This window comes from Pseudomonas sp. CC6-YY-74 (assembly GCF_002025205.1).
GTDB lineage: Bacteria > Pseudomonadota > Gammaproteobacteria > Pseudomonadales > Pseudomonadaceae > Aquipseudomonas > Aquipseudomonas paeninsulae.
In genome coordinates, this window is record NZ_CP019947.1 from 593,346 (window position 1) to 605,731 (window position 12,386).

Consider the following 12,386-nt stretch of genomic DNA (forward strand, 5'->3'; position numbering starts at 1 on the left):
CCCACCGGAGCGGTAATCGAGGTGAGCTGGGGTCGCCGCCCGGCCCACCCTACTCAAGGTCAGCCGTGTTCCGGCCACAGGCGCAGCGGCTTGCCTTCTGCGGGCCACAGACGCAGTTGCTCGATCGGCGAGGCATCCCAGCGTTGCACCTTGCTCAGGCGATCGAGGAAGCGCGCTTCTTGTTCCATCAGGGCCGGGGCGCACATTTTACGGGTGCTGCCGGCGGCGCCGAAACTGAGTTGTGCGCCAGTCAGGCTGTAACTGGCGAACCAGTGATTGCAGCCGGCGTTGCCATACGCGCGACCATCCTCGCCGAACGTGATGCTCAGGTGGCTGCGGTCGATCAGCGGGCGTTCGCCAATCCATTCCACTTGATAGGTGCGTTCGCTCTCAAGTTGCAGTGGCGCGCTGGCGCAACCGAACAGGCTGACGCTGAGCAGGCTGACCGCGAGGGCGCGTTTCATGCGGCTTCCTTTCGGCATTTAGGGCACAGGTGGTGGCCGTTCTGGCTGCGCCAGCCCAGTTGGTTGATCCGTGCTTCGGCTGCTGGCGCCTGAGCTTTCTTGCCCAGTGCGGCATCGACGGCAAACTCGAAGTCGAGCTGGGTGGCGCAGCCGTCGCATTTGACCTGCCAATTGAAGATTGCCAATTCGCCAAAGACCGGGCCTTTGGCCACTGCAACCCATTGCCCGTGAGGGTTGATCAGGTGGCGCACCTTTTCGACCTCTAAGCGCATGCTCAGCTCACGGCTGCCTTTGAGGGTGACCAGCAGGCTGTCGCCGCTGCGCATCGAGCCGCCGTTGCCGGTGACCTGGTAGCGGCCCGGTGCCAGTGCGCGGCATTCAGTCAGGGTATGTTCAGGATTGAGCAGGGTGTAGCGAAAGTCGTGTTCGGCCATGGTTCCTCCAAGTCAGCGCAAATGCTATCACGCGCCGGCCTGCACCTGATTGCTCGGTGTGCCGCCGGCCCAGGCGGTGATGTTGTCCAGGGTGGTGCGGGCGATAGCTGCCAGCGCTTCTTGGGTGAGGAAGGCCTGGTGGGCGGTGATGATGACGTTGGGGAAGCTCAGCAGGCGCGCCAATACGTCGTCCTGCAGCGGCAGGTCGGAACAGTCCTCGAAAAACAGCTCGGCCTCCTCCTCATAAACATCCAGACCCAGGTAGCCGAGCTGGCCGCTTTTCAATGCGCCGATCAGCGCCGGGGTATCGATCAGGGCACCGCGTCCGGTGTTGATCAGCATGACCCCAGGTTTCATCTGCTGCAGGCTCTGGGCGTTGATCAAATGGTGGCTGCTCTCGGTCAGTGGACAATGCAGGCTGATGATGTCGCTGTCGGCCAACAGTTGCGCCAGTGATACCTGGCTACCGCCCAATGCCCCCAGACCAGCCACGGGGCAAGGGTCGAACACCTGCAGACGGCAGCCAAAGCCGGCCATGATCCGCGCGAAGACCATGCCGATCTGGCCGCCGCCGATGATGCCAATGTGCTTGCCGTGCAGGTCGAAGCCGGTCAGGCCGTGCAGGGAAAAATCACCTTCGCGGGTGCGGTTGAAGGCGCGATGGATGCGCCGGTTGAGCGCCAGGATCAACGCCACCGCATGCTCGGCCACCGCGTGCGGTGAGTAGGCGGGCACCCTGACCACGCACAGGCCAAGCCGCTGCGCTGCCTTGAGGTCGACATGGTTGTAGCCCGCCGAGCGCAGGGCAATCAGGCGTGTGCCGCCGGCAGCCAGGCGCTCCAGCACGGGCGCCGAGAGCTCATCATTGATAAAGGCGCAGACCACGTCATGGCCCGCCGCCAGGGTGGCGCTGTCGGTGGTCAGGCGCGCCTGCTGGAAATGCAATTGATAGTCAGCGGGCGCGCCGGCGACATTAAAGCTGTCGCGGTCATAGGGCTTGCTACTGAAAAAGAGGATTCGCATGCTGACTCCAGGTGGCCTGTACGGTTAGTTGGTTCGCTCAGATTCGCCGGTTTGAGTCGCATCTGTGAGCGGCCCGCCCGAGGTTGTCCTGCTCGGCGCCTGTACCGCCTGGCAGCCCTGTGGGCTGGATTCGCCGCGGGGCGCACGAGCCACCAGGAGGTGGGAAATGCCGCAAGCGCCGCCGGCGCCCCCATGGATGGGGAGGCTAGGAAAATCTCGGGAACATTTTCGCGAGCGGTCACGGCCTCCCACCAGGCTCTGGAGCATGGATAAACGGATTTACCGATCAGGCGCCTAGGCACTGATCTGCGCCTCTTTGGCCAATCGTTCGATGGCGGCATCGAGCAGGTCCAGTGCGCTGGGCGCGACGGGGTCATTCTGTTTCAACAGGGTTTCGCTGCGCTGACAGGCGGCCCGCAGTTGTGGTACGCCACAATAGCGGGTCGCGCCGTGCAGGCGGTGCACGCGCTCGATCAGGGCGTTGCGATCGCCCGCCCCGCGGGCCTGGCGGATGGCCTGGCGGTCGGCCGGCAGCCCGGCCAGCAGCATGCTCAGCATGTCGGCTGCCAGGTCGGCTTTGCCAGCTGCCAGGCGCAGGCCTTCATCGGTGTCCAGTACCCGCAGGGCACGGTCTGCGTTGGCGTTTTCGCTGGTTTGCTCGGGGCCTTGGTTGCGCAGCGCCAGTCCGGTCCATTTGAGCACGACCTGGGCCAGTTGCCGTTCGCTGATGGGCTTGGTCAGGTAGTCATCCAGGCCGCTTTGCAATAGGGCGCGTTTTTCGTTGGCCAGGGCATGGGCCGTCAGGGCGACTATGGGGACGGGGGGCTGGCCGTGTTCGCCCTCATGCTGGCGAATCGCTTCGGTGGTTTGGCGGCCATCCATGCCAGGCATCTGCACGTCCATGAGAATCAGGTCGAAGCTGTGCTGCTGGAATTTTTCCAGGGCTTCATAACCGCTGTTGGCGGTGCTGACTTGAGCGCCCATGTCGTCCAGCAGGGTTTGTACCAGCAGCAGATTGGCCGGATTGTCGTCGACGCAGAGCACCCGCGGTGGGCGGCTGGCCCCGGGCGAACTGGTTTCCGCGCGTGTTTGGCGTGGGCTGACCAGTTCGGCCAGCGCGCGCTGCAGCTTGCGTGTGCAGGCGGGTTTGGCCTGCAACTGGTTGTGCCCGTCGGGCAGTACCTCGTGATAGAGCGCCTGTTCGGTGGTCGGGCAGAGCACCACGGTCTTGCAGGCGAGGCGCTCGAGATCCCAGATGCGCTGGCCCAGGCGCTCCGGCGGCAGGTGCTGGGCGGTGACGCCGAGCACGGCGATACTCATCGGTTGGCTGCTGTGGTGCGCGCTGGCGACCGCCTCGAGCAGGTTGTCGAGATTGTCGAAGGCGCTGACCAGCAGGCCGCAATCTTCCAGTTGATGCTGCAAGGCCTGGCGTGACAGCTCGTGGCTTTCCAGGATGGCCGCGCGGCGACCGAGCAGTGGCGGGCGGGGCAGGTCTTCGGCGTCATCCCGGGCTTTCGGCAGGCTCAGACTGATCCAGAACTCCGAGCCCTCGCCAGGCGTGCTGTCGACACCGATCTCGCCGCCCATTTGCTCGATCAGGCGCTTGGATATCACCAGGCCAAGGCCGGTGCCGCCGGCCTGGCGCGACAGTGAATTGTCGGCCTGACTGAAGGCCTGGAACAGTGCGCGCAGGTCTTCGTTGGACAGGCCGATACCGGAGTCGCGCACGCTGATGCGCAGTTGGGCGCGGTCGGCGTTGTCGTCTTCGAGCATGGCGCGCATGACGATGCTGCCTTCAGGGGTGAACTTGATCGCGTTGCTGACCAGGTTGGTGAGGATCTGCTTGAGCCGCTGCGGGTCGCCAAGCAGCGTCAGTGGCGTGTCGCGGTAGACCAGGCTGAGCAGCTCCAGGCGTTTTTCATGGGCGGCCGGGGCGAGAATGGTCAGGGTGTCTTGCAGCAGGTCGCGCAGGTTGAAGGGGATGTTTTCCAGGATCAGCTTGCCGGCCTCGATCTTGGAGAAGTCGAGCACCTCATTGATGATTCCGAGCAGGCTATCGGCGGATTTTTCAATGGTGCCCAGGTAATCCTGTTGGCGTGGGGTCAGCTCGCTTTTCTGCAGCAGGTTGGTGAAGCCGAGAATGCCGTTGAGTGGGGTGCGGATTTCGTGGCTCATGTTGGCGAGGAATTCGGATTTGATCCGGCTGGCCTCCAGGGCTTCCCGGCGGGCGAAGTCCAACTCGATATTCTGGATCTCGATGGTCTCCAGATTCTGCCGTACGTCTTCGGTGGCTTGGTCGACGCTGTGCTGCAACTCTTCTTGGGCGTTGAGCAGGGATTCGGCCATGCGGTTGATGCCCGAGGCCAGTTCATCCAGTTCATGGCTGCCGAGTGGTGGCAGGCGGGTGTGCAGGTGACCATCCTTGAGCTGGGCGACGCTGTATTTGATCTGCCGCAAGGGTCCGTTGATGCTGCGGCTCATGCGCAGGGCGAGCAGGGCGGTGACAATCAGTCCGGTGCTGATCAGCAGCAGGCTGGCAAGCAGGCTGCGGTAGCCCTTGAGCAGGGTGCCGTGGTGTGAAAGCTCCAACTCGACCCAGCCGAGCAAGTCGCTGTCAGGTTGCGTCAGCGGCTCGCCAGTAAGTGTCAGGTGTTGTGCCAGTACGGGCAGGAGAAAGCGTGTGGCATCCGCACTGCTGCGCCGGTCCATCTGGCTCGGCTCATCGCTGGGCGGTTGATCGAGCATGCTCGGGCCAGCATGGGCCAGGCTCTCGCGCTCAACGCCGAGGAAGCTGACGGCTCTTACGTCCGGCTGCTCGAGTGTCTGCGTGGCAATGCGTTGCAGCAGGGCGGCGTCATGCTGTTGTAAGGCGGGCGCGGCCAGCGGCGCCAGTTGTTCGGCGATCATCTGCCCGCGTTGCAGCAGTTGCGCCTGCAGATCTGACAGTTGCACCCAGGTGAAATAACCACCCAGCACCAATGCCAACAGGCTGGTGGGCAGCAGGGTGAGCATGAGCACACGGCCTTTAATGCCTAGATCCTTGAACACAAATGTTCTTCCTCGTTGCCTGTTGGCTGAACTCAAGCTGGCAGTGTAGCGGCTGGTCTTGACGGTACAACAGTGGCGTCGCCCTGGCAGCATGCTGCAACAAGGCATCCCATCGGCGGTTATGGCCGCTGCCCGTTTGCCGCTATCATAGGGACCCTTCCAGCTACCTGGACCTGATCGCTGCCATGACCTTGCAATACCCTACTATCGCCGATTGCGTCGGCAACACTCCGCTGGTGCGCTTGCAGCGCCTGCCCGGCAATACGTCCAATACCTTGCTGTTGAAGCTGGAGGGTAACAATCCTGCTGGCTCGGTTAAGGACCGGCCGGCGCTGTCGATGATTACCCGGGCCGAGTTGCGCGGCGATATCCACCCCGGCGATACCCTGATCGAGGCCACCTCCGGTAACACCGGTATTGCCCTGGCAATGGCCGCGGCGATCAAGGGCTACAAGATGATCCTGATCATGCCGGACAACTCCACCGCCGAGCGCAAGGCGGCGATGACCGCCTACGGTGCGGAGCTGGTTTTGGTGTCGCGCGAGGAGGGCATGGAAGGGGCCCGCGATCTGGCCGACAGTCTGGAGCGCGGGGGGCGCGGCAAGGTGCTCGATCAGTTCGCCAATGGCGACAATCCCGAGGCGCACTATCTAGGTACTGGCCCGGAAATCTGGCGCCAGACCCAGGGGCAGATCACCCACTTCATCAGTTCCATGGGTACCACCGGGACTATCATGGGGGTATCGCGCTACCTCAAGGAGCAGAATCCGCAGGTGCAGATCGTCGGTTTGCAGCCGATGGAAGGCGCGACCATTCCCGGTATCCGCCGCTGGCCCGAGGAGTATCTGCCGAAGATCTACCAGGCCAGCCGCGTTGACCGGATTATCGACATGGCCCAGCGCGAAGCCGAGGATGCGACGCGCCGTCTGGCACGTGAAGAAGGCATCTTCTGCGGCGTGTCCTCGGGTGGGGCGGTGGCGGCGATGCTGCGCCTGTCGGCTGAAGTGGAAAACGCGGTGATGGTGGCGATCATCTGCGATCGCGGCGATCGCTACCTGTCGACGGGCGTGTACGACACGCCGGAGCTCTAATGGCCAAGAAAATCAGCGGTTTACGCTTCCAGCCCAGTGGCGGCGTGCGCGCGGCGCAAATACCGGTCGGCAAGAAGCAGAAGCTCAACATCGAACGGTTGGCCAACGATGGTCGCGGCATTGCCTTTGTCGAGGGGCGCACCTGGTTCGTCAGCGGCGCCCTGCCCGGCGAGCAGGTCGAAGCCCGGGTGCTGGGCGCGCGCAGTCAGGTGGTCGAGGCCCGCAGCGAGCGGATTCTCAGCGCCAGCCCCGAGCGGCGGGTGGAGCCTTGTGTCCACGCGCGCATCTGTGGCGGTTGCAGCGTCCAGCACATGAGCCATGCCGATCAGTTGGCCCTCAAGCAGCGCATGCTCAGCGAACAGTTCAGCCGGTTGGCTGACTTGCAACCGGATGAGTGGGCACCACCATTGGTCGGGCCGGAGTTCGCCTACCGTCGCCGCGCGCGCATCGCCGTGCGCTGGGACGTCAAACACAAACGACTGGACGTTGGCTTTCGCGCGGCGGCCAGCCAGGACATCGTCGCCATTACCGATTGCCTGGTGCTGGTCCCGCCCTTGCAGCCGATTCTGCGCGCGTTGCCGGCGGTCTTGGCTGAGCTGGATAGCCCCCAGGCCATTGGCCATGTCGAGTTATTCCATGGCAGTACCAGCGCTGTATTGGTGCGTCACACTGCCGCCTTTGGCGAGGCCGATCTGGCGCGCTTGCAGACGTTCTGCGTGGCCCATGATGCGCAACTCTGGCTGCATGGTATCGGTGAGCCGCAGCCGTTCGAGCCAGAGCAAAGCCTGGGCTACCGCCTGCAGCGCTGGGATTTGCAGTTGGCCTATCGGCCCGGCGATTTTGTTCAGGTCAATGCGCCGGTGAACGAGGCGATGATCGCCCAGGCGCTGGACTGGCTGGCGCCGCAGGCGGATGAACGGGTACTGGATCTGTTCTGCGGCCTGGGTAATTTCGCCTTGCCGCTGGCGCGCCAGGCGCGTGAGGTAGTAGCGGTGGAAGGGGTACAGGCGATGGTCGAGCGGGCGGCGCAGAATGCGGCGAGCAATGGCATCGGCAACCTGCACTTTTTTCAGGCCGACCTGTCGAACCCGCTGGCCGAGACCGGTTGGGCACGAGGCGGTTTTGCCGCCGTGCTGCTCGACCCGCCGCGTGATGGTGCATTGCCGGTGATCAGGCAGATCGGCGCACTGGGCGCCAAGCGCCTGGTCTATGTGTCGTGCAACCCGACTACGCTGGCGCGTGACAGCGCCGAGTTGCTGGCGCAGGGTTATCGGCTGGAAAAGGCCGGCATCCTCGATATGTTTCCGCAAACGGCGCATGTCGAGGCGATGGCGTTGTTTGTCAGGCAATAGGTTGAAAGAGCGTAGCTAGGGATGAAGGCAACTTGGTTTTGCTGCCATCAGCCCTTATCTACGCTGTGCAGGGGCGCATAAGGATTGTGCCTTAAAGTGGTTAAACCGACCGGGTCGAAGAAATCCGGCGACTGTTTGGTGTGCGTGGCGCGCACCCTAGGGAAGGTAAGCAAGATGGTTCAGGTTAGAGCGCACCAGCCGATCAACGATGACGGCAGCATCAACCTAGAGGCCTGGCTGGCCCATGTACTCAGCGTCGACCCGGCGCTGGAACACGATGCCTTGCTCGACGCCTGCGAGTTCGCCCGCGAGGCCGAGCAGCAGGCTAACGCCGCACAGAATCTATGGTCGGAAGGTGCTTCCAGCTTCCGCGCCGGCCTCGAGATCGCGGAGATTCTCGCCGACCTCAAGCTCGATCAGGACTCCCTGATTGCCGCCGTCATCTACCGTGGCGTACGTGAGGGCAAGGTGACCCTGGCCGCGGTGGAGCAGCGCTTCGGCCCCGTGGTGACCAAGCTGGTCGACGGCGTGCTGCGCATGGCGGCGATCAGCGCCAGCCTCAATCCGCGCGACTCGCTGGTACTCGGCTCCCAGGCCCAGGTGGAAAACCTGCGCAGGATGTTGGTAGCGATGGTCGATGACGTGCGCGTGGCGCTGATCAAGCTGGCCGAGCGCACCTGTGCAATCCGCGCGGTCAAGCATGCCGACGACGAGAAGCGTGAACGTGTGGCCCGCGAAGTCTTCGATATTTATGCGCCGCTGGCGCACCGTCTAGGCATCGGCCATATCAAGTGGGAGCTGGAAGACCTGTCCTTCCGCTATCTGGAGCCCGAGCAGTACAAGCAGATCGCCAAGCTGCTGCATGAGCGTCGGCTGGATCGTGAGCAGTACATCAATGATGTGATGGGCCACCTGCGCCTGGAACTGGAAGCCACCGGGGTCAAGGCCGACATCAGCGGGCGGGCCAAGCACATCTATTCGATCTGGCGGAAAATGCAGAAAAAGGGCTTGCAATTCAGCCAGATCTATGACGTGCGCGCGGTCCGCGTGCTGGTGCCAGAGGTGCGCGATTGCTACACCGCGCTGGGCATCGTGCACACCCTCTGGCGGCACATTCCCAAGGAGTTCGACGACTACATCGCCAACCCCAAGGAAAACGGCTATCGCTCGTTGCACACCGCGGTACTCGGTCCGGAAGGCAAGGTGCTGGAGGTACAGATCCGTACCCACGCCATGCACGAGGAGGCCGAGCTGGGTGTCTGTGCGCACTGGCGCTACAAGGGCACCGATGTCAAATCCGGCTCCAACCATTACGAAGAGAAGATTTCCTGGCTGCGTCAGGTGCTCGAGTGGCACGAGGAACTGGGTGATATCGGAGGGCTGGCCGATCAGTTGCGTGTCGATATCGAGCCGGACCGGGTCTATGTGTTCACCCCGGACGGTCACGCCATCGACCTGCCGAAAAACTCTACGCCGCTGGATTTCGCCTACCGGGTGCACACCGAGATCGGCCACAACTGCCGTGGCGCGAAGATCAATGGGCGCATCGTGCCGCTCAGCTACAGCCTGCAAACCGGTGAGCAGGTAGAAATCATCACCAGCAAGCACGGCACGCCAAGCCGTGACTGGCTGAACTCCAACCTGGGTTATGTCACCACCTCGCGGGCGCGGGCAAAGATCGTCCACTGGTTCAAGTTGCAGGATCGCGACCAGAATGTCGCCGCCGGCAAGGCGCTGCTCGAACGCGAGCTGGGCCGTCTGGCGCTGCCGCATGTGGACTTCGAGAAACTGGCCGAGAAGGCCAACCTGAAAAATGCCGAAGACCTGTTCGCCAGCCTCGGTGCCGGCGACCTGCGCCTGGCTCACCTGATCAATCTGGCGCAGCAGTTGCTCGAGCCGGAGCGCGACAGCGAGCAGCTCGAGCTGATCCCGCGCAAGGCCACGGGCTTCAAGCCAAGCAAGCGCGGCGATATCCAGATCCAGGGGGTCGGCAACCTGCTGACGCAGGTGGCCGGGTGTTGCAAGCCGTTGCCGGGCGACCCGATCGTTGGCTACATCACCCTCGGTCGCGGGGTCAGCATCCACCGCCAGGATTGCGCCTCGGTGCTGCAACTGGCCGGGCGCGAGCCGGAGCGGATCATCCAGGTCAATTGGGGGCCGGTGCCAGTACAGACCTACCCGGTGGATGTGGTCATTCGTGCGTATGACCGCTCCGGGCTGTTGCGCGACGTCACCCAGGTGCTGCTCAACGAGAAGCTCAATGTGCTGGCGGTCAACACCCACTCGAACAAGGAAGACAACACCGCAACGATGTCGATCACCGTCGAGATTCCTGGGCTGGACGCTCTGGGGCGCTTGCTCGGGCGCATCTCGCAGTTGCCGAATATTATCGAGGCCCGCCGTCACCGGGCTTCCTGAGCTGCTGCGCTCTATCTGGCGTTGTTGAAGGCCTACCGAAAAATGCTCATTGGCTAGAGCCAACTCCGCTTTTTCGGTAGGCCTTCGCCTAGCCAGCTATTCGCTCGCGACGCTCAGGTGACTGTTTATAGCCGTAGCCCGGATGCAATCCGGGGAATTGTGTCAGAGCATTCCCGGATTGCATCCGGGCTACGTTTACCAAGGAGCCTTATGTACCAACTCAACGACCTGCTGCACCTGATGGCCCGCCTGCGCGACCCGCAGCATGGCTGCCCGTGGGACCTCAAGCAGTCCTACGCGAGCATCGTGCCCTACACCATCGAAGAGGCCTACGAAGTGGCGGACGCCATCGAGCGCGGCGACTTCGAGCATTTGCCGGGCGAGCTGGGCGATCTGCTGTTTCAGGTGGTGTATTACAGCCAGTTGGCACGGGAGGAGGGGCGTTTCGAGTTTGCCGAGGTGGTCGATGGCATCACCCGCAAGCTGATTCGGCGTCATCCCCATGTGTTTGTCGATGGCGATCTGTATGGCGCCCCCGACACATCCAAGCTTAAAGAGGCGGCGGTCAAGCAGCGCTGGGAAGAGCTCAAGGCCGAAGAGCGCGCCGAGAAGGCTGCTGCGCCCGAGCAGCTGTCGTTGCTCGACGATGTACCCAATGCCTTGCCGGCCCTGAGCCGTGCGGTCAAATTGCAGAAGCGCGCGGCCCAGGTCGGTTTTGACTGGCCCGAGGCCTTGCCGGTGGTGGACAAGGTGCGAGAAGAGCTGGATGAAGTGCTCGAGGCCATGAGCGAAAATGACCCGCAGGCAATTGCCGAAGAGATCGGTGATCTGCTGTTCGTGGTGACCAATCTTGCCCGTCACCTCAAGGTCGACCCGGAATCGGCGCTGCGTGCCGCCAACGGCAAGTTCGAGCAGCGCTTCCGTTTTATCGAGCAGGCATTGCGCGAAGCAGGGCGGGCCATGGAAGATTGCGATCTGGAAGAACTGGATGCGCTCTGGGGCGAAGCCAAGAAGTTGGAAAAGCAACAAGCAGCCGACTAATTGGTTGCTGTGGTTTCCAGCACCGTCTGGGATGTGGAGATTCTGGTGGGTTGCACCTTCGCGGTCCGATCCACCCTACATTTATCGTTTGTTGGGTATAGGTACGTTATGGCGATCTCACTACGCGATCAGTTGCTCAAAGCCGGACTGGTCAACGAAAAGCAGGCCAAGCAGGTTAGCAAGGATAAGCAGAAGCAGCAGCGACTGCAGCACAAGGGCCAGGTCGAGAAGGACGAGTCGCAAAAGCTCGCCGCTCAGCAGGCCATGGCCGAGAAGGCCGCGCGCGATCAGGAACTCAATCGTCAGCAACAGGAAAAGGTCGAGCAGAAGGCCCGTGCAGCGCAGATCAAGCAACTGATCGAAGTGTCTCGCCTGCCCAAACTGACCACCGAGGATTACTACAATTTCGTCGACGACAAGAAGGTCAAGCGTCTGTCGGTGAACAAGCTGATGCGTGACAAACTCAGCAGCGGCTCGCTGGCCATCGTGCGCAGCGGCGGCGGTTATGAAGTGATCCCGCGCGAGGCGGCCCTGAAAATTCAGGAACGTGATCCGCAGCGGGTGATCTTGCTCAATACCCCGACCGAAGCCGCGGATGCCGACGATCCATACGCCGCCTACCAGGTGCCGGATGATCTGATGTGGTAAGCGCTGCCATGCGCACCAGCGGTCTTCTGCCCGCGTTGCGCACATCCTGCGTGCTCATGCCGTCTAGCCCGTGCCGTAGCCGGCTGTAATCCGGCGCATGAAAAAGCCGGGCAATGCCCGGCTGGTTTGTTCGTTACCTGAACGTCAGTCGCGTCGGCCTTCGACCGCTTTGCCGTCGACCGTGCCTTCCTTGAGCATGATCTGGTACTCCTTGCCGTCTTTTTCAACCTGATGCAGGCGGACCAGCAGGTAGCTCCAGTCCTTGGCGAACCAGAGTATGGTTTTGCGGCTGCTTTGCGTCGGATCGCGCACACGCTCGACCTTGATCGCGTCGATCTGCCCGGCTTTGGTGCGCACGACTTCTTCGCCGAGGACACGGAAGTCGTAGGTCTCGATTTCGTCGCCGTCGACCACCTGATAACTCATGCTTTTCTTGCCGGCGGCAACGTCATGCTGCAGCGCCAGCTGATAGGTCGATTTGTCCTGCAGACCGCGATTGAGCGGAAAGCTCACCGGGTTGCCGCGGTCGCTGCCGGTCACGCGCTTGCCGGCCCAATCGAAGTCCTGTTCGATTTTCTTGCCTCTGCCCAGGCCATTGCGCTCGAAGCGATAGGTCAATGGCAGGAAGGCTGTCTTGTCCAGGCGGAAGGTGCTCTGTTCACTGAGGCCGGCGACCAGCATGGAGGCTTCGAAGCTGAGCTGCCAACGGTCGTTGTCCAGCGCTTTTAGGCTGCGCTCCGCGGTGCCACTGACCGGCAGTTGTTTCCAGTCGGCGGTATAGCTGGCGGAGAACGGCGTCAACTCGCTGGCCAGGGCCGGCAGGCTGAATAAGGCAAGGGCGAACAGTAAGGCGCGACGCATGGTATC

At 62.6% G+C, this 12,386-nt stretch carries 10 protein-coding genes; 5 read left to right on the top strand and 5 right to left on the bottom strand.

Annotation, left to right across the window (positions count from 1 at the left end; translation table 11 throughout):
• Window positions 1–59: 59 nt before the first annotated feature.
• The 4 genes from B2D37_RS02765 to B2D37_RS02780 all read right to left on the bottom strand — a co-directional run bounded on the left by B2D37_RS02765 (window position 60) and on the right by B2D37_RS02780 (window position 4,969).
• Complete coding sequence (locus tag B2D37_RS02765; protein WP_079201281.1) at window positions 60–464, bottom strand: META domain-containing protein; 405 nt, start codon at window positions 462–464, stop codon at window positions 60–62.
• The gene (locus B2D37_RS02770) at window positions 461–898 is read right to left on the bottom strand and encodes a hypothetical protein (protein ID WP_079201282.1); all 438 of its coding nucleotides are present in this window, start codon (window positions 896–898) and stop codon (window positions 461–463) included. Before B2D37_RS02770 ends, B2D37_RS02765 begins: the two co-directional genes overlap by 4 nt.
• Window positions 899–925: 27 nt before the next feature.
• Entirely contained in the window at window positions 926–1,921 is a 996-nt protein-coding gene (locus tag B2D37_RS02775; RefSeq protein WP_079201283.1) for a 2-hydroxyacid dehydrogenase, read from the bottom strand.
• Between the two features lie 294 nt (window positions 1,922–2,215).
• The gene (locus tag B2D37_RS02780) at window positions 2,216–4,969 is read right to left on the bottom strand and encodes a response regulator (protein WP_079201284.1); all 2,754 of its coding nucleotides are present in this window, start codon (window positions 4,967–4,969) and stop codon (window positions 2,216–2,218) included.
• A 185-nt stretch (window positions 4,970–5,154) separates the two neighbouring features.
• On the opposite strand from B2D37_RS02780, the gene cysM reads away from it, so the two are divergent.
• The 5 genes from cysM (at window position 5,155) to B2D37_RS02805 (ending at window position 11,519) form a co-directional block, all read left to right on the top strand.
• Entirely contained in the window at window positions 5,155–6,060 is a 906-nt protein-coding gene (gene cysM / locus B2D37_RS02785; RefSeq protein ID WP_079201285.1) for a cysteine synthase CysM, read from the top strand.
• Window positions 6,060–7,412: a 23S rRNA (uracil(1939)-C(5))-methyltransferase RlmD gene (gene rlmD, locus B2D37_RS02790; RefSeq protein ID WP_079201286.1), complete on the top strand. Its 1,353-nt coding sequence runs from the start codon at window positions 6,060–6,062 to the stop codon at window positions 7,410–7,412. The genes cysM and rlmD overlap by 1 nt, the downstream gene beginning before the upstream one ends.
• A gap of 174 nt (window positions 7,413–7,586) precedes the next feature.
• Complete coding sequence (gene relA / locus B2D37_RS02795) at window positions 7,587–9,830, top strand: GTP diphosphokinase (protein WP_079201287.1); 2,244 nt, start codon at window positions 7,587–7,589, stop codon at window positions 9,828–9,830.
• Between the two features lie 210 nt (window positions 9,831–10,040).
• Entirely contained in the window at window positions 10,041–10,871 is an 831-nt protein-coding gene (gene mazG, locus B2D37_RS02800; protein WP_079201288.1) for a nucleoside triphosphate pyrophosphohydrolase, read from the top strand.
• Window positions 10,872–10,979: 108 nt separating this feature from the next.
• On the top strand, window positions 10,980–11,519 hold the full coding sequence (locus B2D37_RS02805) for a DUF2058 domain-containing protein (protein WP_079201289.1): 540 nt from the start codon (window positions 10,980–10,982) through the stop codon (window positions 11,517–11,519).
• Between the two features lie 144 nt (window positions 11,520–11,663).
• Here B2D37_RS02805 and B2D37_RS02810 read toward each other — a convergent pair whose 3' ends face one another.
• Complete coding sequence (locus B2D37_RS02810) at window positions 11,664–12,380, bottom strand: DUF3108 domain-containing protein (protein ID WP_079201290.1); 717 nt, start codon at window positions 12,378–12,380, stop codon at window positions 11,664–11,666.
• Window positions 12,381–12,386 lie beyond the last annotated feature (6 nt).